Raw genomic sequence first — 14451 nt, 5'->3', positions numbered from 1 at the left:
GAATAAAAGTGAGTATTTTAAGTGCAAAAAATTTAGAAACGAGTTATGAAAAGCTTACAGTGTTTCGCGATTTAAATGTGGAAATACAAGAAGGAAAAGTAACGACAATTATAGGGCCAAACGGGTGCGGCAAATCAACATTGTTAAAAACAATGGGAAGAATTTTAAAGCAAAAGAGTGGTAAAGTATATTTGCAAGGGCAAGATCTAAATACAATTCCAACGAAAGAAATTGCGAAGCAGTTAGCTTTACTCCCGCAAACTCCAATCGCGCCAGGAGAGCTTAAAGTAGAAGAATTAATTTCTTATGGACGTTATCCACATCGAAATAATGTAAATAAGTTAACTTCAAAAGATAAAGAGATGATTGACTGGGCATTAGATATAACGAAAACTTCTGCATTTCGAACGAGACAAATTGCAAATTTATCAGGTGGTCAACGACAAAAGGTATGGCTAGCAATGGCTTTAGCACAAGAGACAGAAGTGTTACTACTAGATGAACCAACTACATATCTTGATATGTCTCATCAATTAGATGTATTACAAATTGTGGAGAAGTTAAATAAAGAACATAATTGTACGGTTGTTATGGTACTACATGATATTAACCATGCAGCAAGGTTTTCAGATGAAATTATTGCAATGAAGGAAGGGGAGATTGTTACAACTGGTAGTCCAGAAGAGATTATTACAAATGAAGTATTAAAAGAAGTATTTCATATTGATGCGCGTGTCATGATCGATCCGTATAACGGGGCTCCTGTTTGCTTCGGTTATGATAGCGTTGTATCTCAAGAAGAAAAAGTGGAAATATATGTAACAAGTTAAAAGGGGGGATATAGGGTGAATACTACTATTGAAAAACAGCAGATTAAAACATCTAATACAGAACAGTGGAACATGTATTCAAAATTAGAAGGTAACGAATATCAAATTTATATTTCAAAGCCGAGGCAGCCAGCACCCGAGTCAGGGTATCCTGTTATATACGTATTAGACGGCAATGCCTTTTTTCAAACATTCCATGAAGCTGTTAAAATACAATCAGTTAGAGCAGAAAAAACAGGTGTTTCACCAGCCATTATAGTAGGTATTGGCTATCCGATTGAAGGGGCATTTTCAGGTGAAGAAAGATGCTATGATTTTACGCCTAGCGTAATTTCAAATGATGCACCTTTAAAGCCAGACGGTAAACCGTGGCCTAAAACAGGAGGAGCACATCATTTTTTTACTTTTATTGAAGAAGAATTAAAGCCGCAAATTGAAAAGAATTTTGAAATTGATAAAGGAAAGCAAACACTATTTGGGCATTCTTTAGGTGGTCTATTTGCTTTACATATATTATTTACAAATCTAAATGCTTTTCAAAATTATTTTATAAGTAGCCCGTCGATTTGGTGGAATAACCAATCTGTGCTTGAAAAAGAAGAGAATCTTATAAGTGAATTAAACAATGCAAAGGTTAAAACAGGAGTATTTCTTACAGTGGGTTCACTAGAACGAGAGCATATGGTTGTAGAGGCAAAGGAATTATCAGAGCGCCTTTTCCAAGTGAAACACGATCAGTTTAGATTTACGTTTTATGAAGCTGAAGGGGAGAATCACGCGTCTGTTGTGCCGACTTCTTTAAGTAAAGGATTGAGGTTTGTTAGTCACATATAGAAGAGGGAAAAGGTAAGCGATTGCTTACCTTTTTTTCATTATTGTTTAAAAGCAACGTATCCATCAATTAAAAAGCTAGTGAGAATGCGAGTAATTTAATATAAACGAGAAACATTCAAATAAATATTTGAATGTTTCTTATTTATAAGGTATACTACATACATAATCAAATATATATTTGAACAAGAGGTGTTACATATGAAGGAAGAACATTGTGAACTTTGTTATCATGATGAGCAAAAAGTAAAACATGCAAGTGATATGCTAGAGAAAGAAAATATAAGTAGTGTAGCAAAAATGTTTAAGGCACTTGCAGATGAAACACGTTTAAAAATTGCTTATGCGTTGTATACAGAAAAGGAACTTTGCGTACGCGATGTCGCAAGTATTATTCATAGTAGTATCGCAACAGCATCACACCACTTAAGACTATTACAAACGATAGGATTAGCGAAAAAGCGTAAAGAGGGGAAACTTGTTTTTTATTCATTAGATGACTCCCACGTAAATGGATTAATTGAATTAGCGTTTAGTCATAGTAGTGAAATAAGCAAAAAAGAACTAAATATGTAACAATGCATTTTCATAAAGATACTTCTTTATGAAAATGCAACTTTCAAGGGAGAGGGGATAATAAGTATGGTAAAGTTAGTTTTAATACGACATGGACAAAGTGAATGGAATGTTGAAAATCGGTTTACAGGTTGGACGGATGTTGATTTATCTAGTAAAGGTTTGGAAGAAGCAAGAGAAGCCGGAGTAATGCTGAAAGCTAGTGGTTTCTCATTTGATATCGCATATACATCTGTTTTGAGAAGAGCGATGCGTACTTTATGGATTACTCTCGAAGAAATGGATTTGATGTGGATACCTGTTTATAAAACATGGAAATTAAATGAGCGACATTACGGTGCACTTCAAGGGTTAAATAAGGAAGAGACAGCAAGAAAATATGGCGATGAACAAGTAACCTTATGGAGACGTTCAACAAATGTACGCCCACCAGCACTTACAAAAGATGATGAAAGATATGAAGCAGCACATCCGAAATATAGAGATATAAAAGATTATGAGTTCCCTCTTACAGAAGACCTAGAAGATACAGAGAAACGAGTTGTTTCATATTGGAATGAAGAGATAGCTCCTAACGTAAAAGCTGGTAAACAAGTAATTATTGCAGCCCATGGAAATACAATACGTGCTTTAGTAAAACATTTAGATCAAATTTCAGATAAAGATATAGAAAATGTAAACATTCCAACAGGAACACCATTAGTTTATGAATTGGATAACGATTTAAAACCGATAGGCCATTATTATTTAAATAGGGAAATAGAAACTTTAGAAGAAAAACAGGTGTGAAATAAACGATTTATAATACCCTACCTATGTATTGTATATTAACAATAGAGGTGATTAATAGTGTTACATTATACGGTCGTAAATAAAAAGAATTGTAAGTCATGTGGATTATGTACTTCTATAGCACCTGATATATATCAATTAGACGGAAGGGGGAAATCATTTGGTGTATTAGATAACAATCAAGGAATAGTGGGTATACCAAAAACTTTCTTGCAAGCAATGTTGGCGGCAAGTGACGGCTGCCCAACAAGTTCAATTCAGGTCAAAAAAGAGCCATTTATCCCACTTTAATGGGCAGTAAGACCCCCACTAATTGAAGTTTCACTTTATAAAGAAAGTAAAAATTTAATAGAGGAATTATGAAAGACAAAATTAAAAGGAGGCATTTATATGGGACATCATCACGGTCACCAACATCATGGACATGCTCATGGGCATTCACATGGACATCATCATTTTGAGGAAAGCAGGAAAGGAAATAGAAAAGGATTAATTACAGCTTTAGTAATTACAGCAACTATTATGTTCCTTGAATTTTTCGGGGGACTAGTCACAAATAGTTTGGCCTTATTATCTGATTCAGGCCATATGTTAAGTGATACAAGTTCATTATTATTAAGTTTAATTGCTATTGGATTGGCAGCTAGAACAGTTACTTCTAAAAAAACGTATGGATATTATCGTTTTGAGATTTTAGCAGCATTAATTAATGGAGTTACGTTATTTGTTGTAGCGGGGCTTATCGTATGGGAAGCAGTTGGTCGTTTTTTTGAACCACCAACTGTTGCAAGTGGTCCAATGATGTTAATCGCATCAATTGGTTTACTAGCAAATTTAATTAGTGCATGGGCACTTATGAGACAAGGTGATGTGAAAAATAATGTGAATTTACGTAGCGCGTATTTACATGTTCTTGGAGATGCTTTAGGATCAGTGGGAGCGTTAGTAGCTGGTGTACTTATGTCATTATTCTCATGGTATATTGCAGATCCAATTATTTCAGTAGTTGTTGCTTTATTAATTTTAAAGAGCGCGTGGGGAGTAACAAAACATTCCATTCATATACTTATGGAGGGTACACCCGTTGCAATTGAACTAGAGAAAGTAAAGCAAGCGATTAAAGGAGTAAAAGGTGTACGTGATTTACATGATCTTCATATTTGGACAATTACATCTGGATTAGATGCATTAAGCGTCCATGTAATGATTGATAAAAAACAGGATGATCAAGAAGTACTTCAAAATATTATTGATATGTTAAAACAAGAGTTTCATATTGAACATGCTACCATTCAAATTGAAACACTTACTATTAAACATAATGAAATGATCGTCTAATTATAAATGTAAACAAAAGGCTATGGGGAAATTCTCCATAGCCTTTTGTTTGCGTAAGTAGAATTGTCCTTTTTGAAAGTTTTGTTTCAATTTTTCGTCTAAAGAGACAAAAAGTTGTCACAATTCGTTCACAATTAGCATAAACATAAAATAGACGAAATGAATTTATTTCCGAAAAGGCTTGGTTCATTCCAATTATGATTCGTAGAGCTGAAAAAGCACGGATGAAAAGTTCACTATATTCTCAAGGAGGTAGATCGTATGAAAACTATTCTTGCTATTGCTGGGCTTATTTGGGTTTTATCACATGGCATTCCAATTTATGAAGGAGAACAAATTCGCAGTGCTCTGAATAAAAATTTTAATGAATATCATATTATTGATCGGCAAGATAACGTTGTGACTGTTCGTGTAAATGACTGTTTTCATACGGTAACCGTTGAAGGAACTTCAGTAGTGAATGATACAAAAGTATGTGATCAGCAATAATTATATATAGGAAGAAAAAGTCTCAATTTACATGTGTGAAGATTGAGGCTTTTATATTTGGGAATGAATAATAAGCGGGGATGGAAAATCCCCGCTTATTATTGTTTTTTGAAAAAAGGAAAGGGTATAATGAAAATTGAGACTGAGAAGCTAACAATGTATTAAAAATAATCATAAAGTGGAAATATACTCATATGGGGTATCATGCATGGATATTTAATGCTATAATTGGTATACTCGTAAAAGTAATTGTTTTATTGGATGAAGAGAAACTTTAAGAAGGTGATAATATGGGGCATAAAGAGCATGAAGCAGTAACACATAGATCAGAAAAAGAAAAAGAGCAAATTATAAATAGATTAAAGAGAATTGAAGGGCAAGTTCGGGGTATTCAAAATATGATTGAAAACGATCGGTATTGCGTGGATATTTTAGTACAAATTTCAGCGATTAATGCAGCGATGAAAAAAGTAGGAATGGGTGTATTAAAAAACCATACAAGTCATTGTGTTTCAGGTGCAATTAAAGATGGTAATGGTGACGAAGCAATTGAAGAATTAATGACAGTATTTGAACGTTTTTCAAAAGCGTAAAAACAAGCCAGTTACGTACTAGCTTGTTTTTTGTTTACTTTCATATAAGGTTTCGGGGTATTGATGTGAAAAGTGTATGTAAAATAAACTTTTAGAAAATAATTGAAAAATCATGATACAAAACTATTGATTACCTTAGGGGGGTATGGTAATATGTAATTGTGATTAACAAACAATGAAGAAACAAGAGGAGGATTTTAAATGGAACAGTTAACATTACAAGTTGAAGGTATGTCTTGTGGACATTGTGTAAATGCTATCGAAAGTAGTGTGAAAGAACTAAACGGTGTTGAACAAGTGAAAGTTCAATTAACAGAAGGAACTGTTGAAGTTACTATCGACTCATCAGTTGTAAAGTTAAAAGATATCGTTGCTGTAATTGAAGATCAAGGATATGATGTTCAATAATTATTTTTAGATATGGAAATAAATCGTACTTTATAGAAAGTACGATTTATTTTGCTAATAATTATACCTCATAAGGGTATATAGAGGTGAGAGACATGAATGAACAAAAAGAGGCCAATCTTCAAATATCAGGAATGACATGTGCCGCATGTGCAAATAGAATTGAAAAAGGCCTAAAAAAAGTAGAAGGTGTTCATGATGCAAATGTAAATTTTGCACTTGAAAAAACAAAAATAATGTATGATCCCCAAAAAACAAATCCGCAACAATTTAAGGAAAAAGTTGAATCGTTAGGATATGGAATTGTAAGTGATAAAGCTGAATTTACTGTTTCAGGAATGACATGCGCAGCATGTGCGAATAGAGTAGAAAAGCGTTTAAATAAGTTAGAAGGCGTGAACGAAGCGACAGTAAATTTCGCTTTGGAATCGGCTACAGTAGATTTTAATCCTGATGAAATTAATGTAAATGAAATGAAGAGTGCAATTACGAAATTAGGATATAAATTGGAATTGAAATCAGATGAGCAAGATGGATCAACTGATCATCGCTTACAAGAAATTGAGCGACAAAAGAAGAAGTTTATCGTTTCGTTTATTTTATCATTCCCGTTACTGTGGGCAATGGTAAGTCACTTCTCATTTACATCGTTTATTTATTTACCTGATATGCTTATGAACCCTTTGGTGCAGATGGCTCTTGCAACGCCAGTTCAATTTATCATTGGTGGACAGTTTTATGTTGGAGCTTATAAAGCGTTACGTAATAAAAGTGCTAACATGGATGTTCTTGTGGCACTTGGAACGTCGGCTGCCTATTTCTATAGTGTATATTTAAGCATTCAATCTATCGGTTCTTCGGAGCATATGACAGATTTATATTTTGAAACGAGCGCGGTACTTATTACACTAATTATTTTAGGTAAATTATTTGAAGCAAAAGCAAAGGGACGTTCATCAGAGGCAATTAAAAAGTTGATGGGTTTACAGGCAAAGACAGCTACAGTTGTGCGAGATGGAACAGAAATGAAAATTTTAATCGAAGAAGTAGTAGCTGGTGATATCGTTTATGTAAAGCCTGGTGAAAAAATTCCAGTAGATGGTGAGATTGTAGAAGGAAAGTCAGCAATAGATGAATCGATGTTAACAGGTGAAAGTATTCCAGTTGATAAAACAATTGGGGATGTAGTAATCGGTTCTACAATGAATAAAAATGGATTTTTAAAAGTGAAAGCAACTAAGGTAGGAAGAGATACTGCATTAGCTCAAATTATTAAAGTAGTAGAAGAGGCACAAGGTTCAAAAGCTCCTATTCAAAGGGTAGCTGATCAAATTTCTGGTATTTTTGTACCAGTTGTAGTTGGAATCGCGATTATTACATTTGCAGTGTGGATGATCTTTGTTACACCAGGTGATTTTGGCGGAGCACTTGAGAAAATGATAGCAGTACTTGTTATCGCTTGCCCATGTGCATTAGGTCTTGCAACGCCTACATCTATTATGGCTGGATCAGGAAGATCAGCTGAGTATGGTATTTTATTTAAAGGCGGAGAGCATTTAGAAGCAACGCATCGATTAGATACAGTTATTCTAGATAAAACAGGTACTGTGACAAACGGGAAGCCTGTGTTAACAGATGTAATTGTAGCAGATGGATTCCATGAAGAAGAAATACTACGTTTAGTAGGTGCGGCAGAAAAAAATTCTGAACACCCACTTGCAGAAGCGATTGTAGATGGAATTAAAGAAAAGAAAATTGATATTCCAAGTTCAGAAACATTTGAAGCGATTCCTGGATTTGGTATTGAATCAGTTGTAGAAGGGGAGCAATTATTAATTGGTACACGCCGATTAATGAAGAAATTCAATATTGATATTGAAGAAGTTTCTAAATCAATGGAAGAGTTAGAACGAGAAGGAAAAACAGCAATGCTTATTGCGATCAATAAAGAATATGCTGGTATAGTTGCCGTTGCAGATACTGTAAAAGATACGTCAAAAGCAGCAATCGCAAGACTTAAGAAAATGGGTCTAGACGTTGTTATGATTACAGGAGATAATACACAAACTGCTCAGGCAATCGCTAAGCAAGTAGGTATTGATCACGTAATCGCAGAAGTATTACCAGAAGGAAAAGCAGAAGAAGTGAAACAACTGCAAGCGCAAGGTAAAAAAGTAGCAATGGTTGGAGATGGAATAAATGATGCTCCAGCACTTGCAACGGCGGATATTGGTATGGCGATTGGAACAGGAACGGATGTAGCGATGGAAGCGGCAGATATTACGTTAATCCGTGGTGATTTAAATAGTATTGCCGATGCAATCTTTATGAGTAAGATGACGATAAGAAATATTAAGCAAAACTTATTCTGGGCACTAGCTTATAATGGCTTAGGAATCCCGATTGCAGCGCTTGGTTTCTTAGCGCCTTGGGTTGCAGGAGCAGCGATGGCATTTAGTTCTGTATCGGTCGTATTAAATGCATTACGATTGCAAAGAGTGAAGTTAAAATAAAGGCTTTATGTGCATAAAGGAACAAAAGAAACAGCATAATGGTCAGATTTTTATTAATTATGTAATGAAAAAAATAGCCCTCTCGTAAACGAGAAGGCTATTTTTCATTATTTTACAGCTTCTTTTAGTTCTTTACCAGCTTTGAAAGCAGGTACTTTAGAAGCTGCGATTTGCATTTCTTCACCAGTTTGTGGGTTACGGCCTGTACGAGCAGCTCTTTCGCGAACTTCGAATGTACCGAATCCGATAAGTTGTACTTTTTCACCAGCAGCTAGAGTGTTAGTGATTGATTCTACTACAGTTTGTACAACTACAGTAGCTTCTTTTTGAGAAATCTCAGCATTTTGTGCTACGTTTTTAATTAATTCTGTTTTGTTCATGTTTTTCACCTCATATGTAAATAATGCTATTTAAGTTGTTATTATAACGTATAAAACATTCGAGAACAAGTGTACGCACATATATTCGTAAAAAAAATGGAATTTGTAATATTTTTTAGATACGTCTATATAGACGGTTCATTTAAGCGGATACAGATTTTTTCTTTAATTCGGTTTGCTCTTTATTGGAAGGTAGTTTCTTATTATAAGATATGAAATAAGGTAATGCCACAAATAACATACCTCCCACTAAGTTTCCGAAGAAAACAAAAATGAAGTTTGGAAAATATTCAATCCATGTTAAATGACCAGCAAAAATTGCAGCTGGGATGACAAACATATTGGCTACAACGTGTTGAAATCCAATTGCAACAAAAGTCATAACTGGGAACCAAATGCCGATAATCTTTCCGATAAATTCTTTACTTCCCATACTAAGCCAAACAGCTAAACAAACGAGCCAATTACATCCGATGGCAGAAATGAAGGCTTGTAGTGGTGTATCTTGTAGTTTAGCTTGCGCAATAGAAACTGTTTTTGCTAAAAAAGCTCCCTCTGTTAATCCGACGACATGACCGAAAAAATAAGCAACGAATACAGCACCTATGAAGTTGCTAAACGTAACAATAACTAAATTTCGAATGAAGTGAAATAAGTCGATTTTTTTATGAAGCCACGCCATTGAAACGGTCATCATATTGCCAGTTACTAACTCACCGCCTGCAAGAATAACGAGTATAAGACCGATAGGGAATACAGCGGCACCTAGAAAACTAGTAAATGATCCCCAAGCTTTTGGCATTGTTCCAATAACATGAATATCGAGTAAATACCCTAATGCTATGAAAGCACCGCCAAAAAAACCGAGAATTAGCATAGGGAGTAATGATAAATGAGCTTTTTTTCTTCCGGAATTAGCAGCAAGTTCCGTGATTTCTTCTGGTGTAAATACAGACATGAATAATCTCTCCTTAATAAAATGATAAAAGAATAAATGGAACATTTTTAAGAATCTATGTATTATAAAAATATGTTATGACTTCTGTATAAATTTGTCAAAGTGAGCAGGGCTGGAATTGAATATAACTAACATTGTTCGTGTTGTCACATGAATGTAACAATAAGGTTTTAAAGTACTTCTAGAGGTGAGAACATGAATACGTATCACGTAAAAGAAGAACAAAAAAAATCAATCGTCAAGATATCTATAATCAGTTTCGTAAGTGTAGTAATGATTTCTATAAGTTTGTATTTCTATGCGACAGAAATAGAACGAAAACTAGTAACAGTTACGTGGAATGAAATAGAAGCTTCTACAATTCCTAAAGAGTTTCATAATAAAAAAATATTACAGTTCTCAGATGTACATTTAGGACCAGAATTCACACTGAAACAATTAGAAAATTTGGTGGAGAAGATGAATGCATTAAGTCCAGATGTAGTAGTTTTCACAGGGGATTTAATAGATAAGTTTGGATTGTACAAAGCCGAAAGAGAAGAAGCGAAAGGGATTTTACAAAAAATACATGCGCCCTTAGGGAAATATGCAGTGTTTGGGAATCATGATAGGGGCGGCGGAGGTAGTTTATTTTATAAAAAATATATGGAGGAAGCTGGTTTCGCTGTGTTAGTCAATGAAGTGCAGAAAATTAAAGCGGAAAACGGCAAATATATTACAATATCAGGTTTGGATGATTTTTTATTAGGTAAGCCGCAAATAGACTCGACTTTAAAACATGTAAGGCAACAAGATTTCAATATGTTATTAGTACATGAGCCGGATGTTGTAGACAAAATAGTACGTTACCCAGTTGATTTTCAAATGTCAGGCCATAGTCACGGAGGACAAGTTCAAATCCCTTTTATCGGTCCATTCATTACGACAAAACTAGCTGAGAGTCATGTTGAAGGTATGTATGAATTAGAAGGAAAGAATAAGCCATTACATTTATACGTAAATCGTGGGATTGGGACAACTCGAATGCCTGTTAGATTTTTGAGTGTACCTGAACTTTCAGTATTTGTATTGAAGCAAAATAGTAACTAATGTATTCAATTCCACATCATCATTCTTAATTTGATTTTGATGAACGAGCGATGTTAATTGATGGTAAATAAAAAACAACAATAGGTCATATAAAACCTATTGTTGTTTTTTATTATTTTTGCAAGGAAATCGCATCAAAATATGTTCTATAGTTATTAGAGAATTCAAAGTTGTTTTTTGCATCCCAATTAATAGACCAAGACATTAGGCCGCGGAATGCAGGATAGCCACTCTCATTTGAAAGTTTATACTTTCCTCCGAAAGGAATTCCCTTAATGATATAATCTAAAGCTTTTTTCATTTCAGTTGGAGAAATATACCCACCACTTGGAGCGGCCGCTGGTGCTGCAGGAAGTCCAATCATGACTTGATCCGAACGAAGAGCTGGGAACATGTTATTTGCATTACCACCTACAGGAAAACCATGTAAGAGCATATCTGCCATAGCGACCTCGTAGTCTGCAGTACCTTGATTGTAGTTATTACCGTCCATTCCAATGCCACTGCCAGCGTTGTAGTGTTGAACGTGAATGTATGTTAGTTTATCTTTCACTCCGTAAATAATCGGTAAATATGCGCCCCAGATGCTTCCGTATGCGCTATAACCGCCTTGAACATAAGCTGTTTCAGGAGCCATGCTTAATAGAAAGTCGGGACCGTAATGATCTGAGATTGTTCGAATAGCCGAAATAAGATTTACGATTTGAGGAGTAGTTGGGTTTTTGAAATTAGTGTCATTACCGTTTAAGTAAATACCTGATTCAAGGTCAATATCTATTCCATCAAAACCGTATTTATCGATTAGAGATTGTATGGAATTAATGAAACGTTGCTTAGCAGCATTGTCAGGAAGTAAAACGACCCCATTTTGTCCACCTATTGAAAGAACTACTTTCTTTCCTTTACTTTTTAAATAAGAAATATCTGATTTGAATTCTGCATCTGTACCATACACAGGAGAAAATTCAACAGTAGAACGATCACCACCAGTTTCCCCAAAAGATACATTGATTACATCCCATTTTGGTGAAACGTCTCTTAATTTAATAATGCCAGTACCGTTATCAAAGTTATGCCAGTATCCAACGAGTAGTTTTGATCCTAAATTGTTTGCTGCTTGTGCTTGAAAGGGGGATAGTGGTAACAGTAAAAAAATTACTAACGTACAACAAATGAATTTGAACTTGTTTAACATATCAACACTCCTATACAAAAAGTTGTCTAGATGTATAATCTTGTTTATTTAATAATATCTGAAAATTCATTCTTTTGTAAGGTAACTATAATTTTCTCAACAATTGTATATGGGAAATTGTTAAACTTAATGAAATAATTTTTATAGGAGCTTGCATTACAATTGTTAAATTCAGAATATTTTGATATATTTTAAAGTGTAGGCCAAGGTTTTTCACATAATACTCTTACATAAAGTTGAACCAATCGGGCATTTACGGGGAGTAGATTCCCACCTAACTTCTTTGCTTCCCCTGAATTTTGAGGTGGGGGTCTTACTGCCCGTTAATGCGGGGCAAATTTCAAAATTACGTTTGGAAGGGGATGTACAAGAGTTGGAAAAAAATCTTAAGAAAGACCTCAAAATACGCCATATTACAATGATTTCAATTGGTGGCGTAATAGGAGCTGGTTTGTTTGTTGGAAGTGGGGCGGTTGTACATTCAGCCGGACCAGGTTCTATCATTTCATATGCATTAGCAGGACTTCTAGTTATTTTCGTTATGAGAATGCTTGGAGAAATGGCAGCTATTAACCCGACAAGTGGGTCATTTGCAACATATGCAAGAGAAGCAATTGGTCCATGGGCCGGTTATACAATTGGGTGGCTATATTGGTTTTTCTGGGTAATTGTTATTGCAATAGAAGCCACAGCAGGTGCTGGTATTATTCAATACTGGATTCCAGAAATCCCACTTTGGTTATTAAGCCTAATATTAACGATTTTATTAACATTGACGAATGTTTTTTCGGTGAAATCATTTGGAGAGTTTGAATATTGGTTTTCTTTTATTAAAGTAATAAGTATCGTTTTGTTCCTTTGTCTTGGACTAGCTGTTATTTTAGGATTTGTACCAGGAACGGAAGCACCTGGCACTTCGAATTTAGTAGGACAAGGAGGATTTATGCCAAACGGTATAAGTTCGGTGCTACTTGGAATTACTGTCGTTATATTTTCATTTATGGGATCTGAGATTGTTGCAGTAGCTGCTGGAGAATCTGCTGAACCTGTAAAAGCAGTAAAAACAGCAACAAATAGTGTAATTTGGCGTATTCTCGTATTTTTCATTGGATCGATTGCTGTAGTTGTTACACTTCTTCCATGGAATTCAGCGAACATACTAAAAAGTCCGTTTGTAGCGGTACTGGAACATATAGGGATACCAGCGGCAGCACAAATTATGAATTTTATCGTTTTAACAGCTGTACTTTCTTGTTTAAATTCTGGTTTATATACGAACTCAAGAATGCTTTTTTCGATGGCAGAAAGAGGAGATGCTCCAAAGGCGTTTTTGAAATTGAACAATAGTGGTGTTCCAGTTCGGGCAGTTTTATTCGGAACGTTCTTCGCTTATATTGGAGTTGTTTTTAGTTATATATCTCCAGATAAAGTCTTTTTATTTTTAGTGAATGCATCTGGCGGGATTGCGTTACTCGTTTATCTCGTTATAGCTGTTTCGCATTTAAAGATCCGTAAAAAAATGGGGAAAGTAGAACAACAAAATTTGAAAGTGAAAATGTGGTTTTTCCCGTATGTAACGTATGTTACAATTGCCGCTATTATAGCAGTTTTAGTTGCGATGTTTGCAATTGAATCTTTACGTTCACAAGCACTTTTGACGATGCTTGTTACTGTTCTTATAATACTTTCTTATTTTATTTTCAATAGAAATAAAAATAGTACAGTATCGAATACTACAAGTAAGAATGAGGAATCTGTTCGATTCTAATTTCTTGTTTTCGAAGAGAGTTACACCCAATCATTGCTATAAAAGAATCATATATAATCATAGAAATGAGTAATTACTATTGTCATAGTGAATATAAACTTTTTTCTTGACTTTTTATACGAAGGCGAGCAGAATGGTAAAAAAGGAAGGGGGGATGACGATGGAAGATTACGTATTAGAGCTGTATAACCTGCTATATACGACAGAATGGCAAGATATTGTTTCGTTTCTAGGAATCGTATTTTGTATGAAAATAGTAATTGTATATATGGAAGAGCAAGGTATGTTCTATTCCTTCTCATCCCCGTTCGATATGCAACGCGAGCCGTTGCTAAACTATGCCAATGTGAATTACGAACAATTTCCTTTTGTTATTTTCTTTATGATTCGATTTATTACAGCAATTGTAAAGAAAAAGGAAAGTGACGATGAAGAGTGCCACTCAACTTGTAATATAGCGAATGTTTTTTAAGCTAAATACAAGGAGGAGATTTATATGTGGTTTCGATTTCTTATGATTGGTTTCTTTTCATTAACAGCAATTTCTTTAATGGGATATCAAGTGTCTGAAATTTTTCAAGCATATAGCGATACATTTTTTAACAAAAACTAATCGCATTGCTATTTGAATAATAAAGCGATAAAATCCTTCTTAAGAAGTTTTATTAAGAAGGGTTTTTTTCTTTGTTTT

General features: G+C 34.6%; 16 protein-coding genes and 1 pseudogene. 14 read left to right on the top strand and 3 right to left on the bottom strand.

What is annotated here, in order from left to right; translation table 11 throughout:
* Positions 1 to 8: 8 nt before the first annotated feature.
* The 11 genes and pseudogenes from ACTFRN_RS01335 to ACTFRN_RS01285 all read left to right on the top strand — a co-directional run.
* A complete protein-coding gene (locus ACTFRN_RS01335; protein WP_000025777.1) occupies positions 9 to 830 on the top strand; it encodes an ABC transporter ATP-binding protein in 822 nt (273 codons plus the stop codon).
* A gap of 15 nt (positions 831 to 845) precedes the next feature.
* On the top strand, positions 846 to 1664 hold the full coding sequence (locus ACTFRN_RS01330; RefSeq protein ID WP_001098329.1) for an alpha/beta hydrolase: 819 nt from the start codon (positions 846 to 848) through the stop codon (positions 1662 to 1664).
* Positions 1665 to 1862: 198 nt separating this feature from the next.
* Positions 1863 to 2237 carry an ArsR/SmtB family transcription factor gene (locus ACTFRN_RS01325; protein WP_000656811.1) on the top strand — a complete coding sequence of 125 codons (375 nt, stop codon included), beginning with the start codon at positions 1863 to 1865 and terminating at the stop codon, positions 2235 to 2237.
* Positions 2238 to 2303: 66 nt separating this feature from the next.
* The gene (gpmA, locus tag ACTFRN_RS01320; protein WP_000240143.1) at positions 2304 to 3026 is read left to right on the top strand and encodes a 2,3-diphosphoglycerate-dependent phosphoglycerate mutase; all 723 of its coding nucleotides are present in this window, start codon (positions 2304 to 2306) and stop codon (positions 3024 to 3026) included.
* A 60-nt stretch (positions 3027 to 3086) separates the two neighbouring features.
* The gene (locus tag ACTFRN_RS01315) at positions 3087 to 3320 is read left to right on the top strand and encodes a ferredoxin (protein WP_000903572.1); all 234 of its coding nucleotides are present in this window, start codon (positions 3087 to 3089) and stop codon (positions 3318 to 3320) included.
* Between the two features lie 99 nt (positions 3321 to 3419).
* Positions 3420 to 4367, top strand: coding sequence for a cation diffusion facilitator family transporter (locus ACTFRN_RS01310; protein ID WP_000509825.1), 948 nt, complete (start codon positions 3420 to 3422; stop codon positions 4365 to 4367).
* Between the two features lie 261 nt (positions 4368 to 4628).
* On the top strand, positions 4629 to 4856 hold the full coding sequence (locus ACTFRN_RS01305) for a hypothetical protein (RefSeq protein WP_000849103.1): 228 nt from the start codon (positions 4629 to 4631) through the stop codon (positions 4854 to 4856).
* A gap of 290 nt (positions 4857 to 5146) precedes the next feature.
* Positions 5147 to 5449, top strand: a complete 303-nt coding sequence (locus tag ACTFRN_RS01300; protein ID WP_000509876.1) for a metal-sensing transcriptional repressor — start codon at positions 5147 to 5149, stop codon at positions 5447 to 5449.
* 201 nt (positions 5450 to 5650) lie between these two features.
* Positions 5651 to 5857: a copper chaperone CopZ gene (copZ, locus tag ACTFRN_RS01295; protein ID WP_000436978.1), complete on the top strand. Its 207-nt coding sequence runs from the start codon at positions 5651 to 5653 to the stop codon at positions 5855 to 5857.
* Between the two features lie 95 nt (positions 5858 to 5952).
* Entirely contained in the window at positions 5953 to 8370 is a 2418-nt protein-coding gene (locus ACTFRN_RS01290; RefSeq protein ID WP_088106448.1) for a heavy metal translocating P-type ATPase, read from the top strand.
* Positions 8366 to 8458, top strand: a pseudogene (locus ACTFRN_RS01285) (GNAT family N-acetyltransferase); the annotation flags it as partial. The gene ACTFRN_RS01290 and the pseudogene ACTFRN_RS01285, both read left to right, overlap by 5 nt.
* A 19-nt stretch (positions 8459 to 8477) precedes the next feature.
* Here ACTFRN_RS01285 and ACTFRN_RS01280 read toward each other — a convergent pair.
* Both ACTFRN_RS01280 and ACTFRN_RS01275 read right to left on the bottom strand, forming a co-directional pair.
* Positions 8478 to 8750, bottom strand: a complete 273-nt coding sequence (locus ACTFRN_RS01280) for an HU family DNA-binding protein (RefSeq protein ID WP_001043904.1) — start codon at positions 8748 to 8750, stop codon at positions 8478 to 8480.
* A 142-nt stretch (positions 8751 to 8892) separates the two neighbouring features.
* Complete coding sequence (locus ACTFRN_RS01275; protein WP_000110523.1) at positions 8893 to 9708, bottom strand: formate/nitrite transporter family protein; 816 nt, start codon at positions 9706 to 9708, stop codon at positions 8893 to 8895.
* Positions 9709 to 9903: 195 nt separating this feature from the next.
* Here ACTFRN_RS01275 and ACTFRN_RS01270 point away from each other — a divergent pair, with 195 nt between their 5' ends.
* Positions 9904 to 10797 (top strand): metallophosphoesterase, encoded by an 894-nt coding sequence (locus ACTFRN_RS01270; RefSeq protein ID WP_001099524.1) that lies wholly within the window; start codon positions 9904 to 9906, stop codon positions 10795 to 10797.
* Positions 10798 to 10909: 112 nt separating this feature from the next.
* Here the strand turns inward: ACTFRN_RS01270 and ACTFRN_RS01265 are convergent, their stop codons facing one another.
* The gene (locus ACTFRN_RS01265) at positions 10910 to 11992 is read right to left on the bottom strand and encodes a chitinase (RefSeq protein ID WP_000932466.1); all 1083 of its coding nucleotides are present in this window, start codon (positions 11990 to 11992) and stop codon (positions 10910 to 10912) included.
* A 373-nt stretch (positions 11993 to 12365) separates the two neighbouring features.
* On the opposite strand from ACTFRN_RS01265, the gene gabP reads away from it, so the two are divergent.
* Positions 12366 to 13760, top strand: a complete 1395-nt coding sequence (gene gabP / locus ACTFRN_RS01260; protein ID WP_000414398.1) for a GABA permease — start codon at positions 12366 to 12368, stop codon at positions 13758 to 13760.
* Positions 13761 to 13893: 133 nt separating this feature from the next.
* Complete coding sequence (locus tag ACTFRN_RS01255) at positions 13894 to 14232, top strand: hypothetical protein (RefSeq protein WP_116733334.1); 339 nt, start codon at positions 13894 to 13896, stop codon at positions 14230 to 14232.
* The last annotated feature ends 219 nt before the right edge of the window (positions 14233 to 14451 follow it).

Origin of the sequence: Bacillus cereus group sp. MYBK245-2, from assembly GCF_051916145.1 — a bacterium.
GTDB classification, from domain to species: Bacteria; Bacillota; Bacilli; order Bacillales; family Bacillaceae_G; genus Bacillus_A; species Bacillus_A pacificus.
The sequence above is the reverse complement of the archived record's forward strand: the minus strand, read 5'-3'. Positions and strand labels throughout refer to the sequence as shown.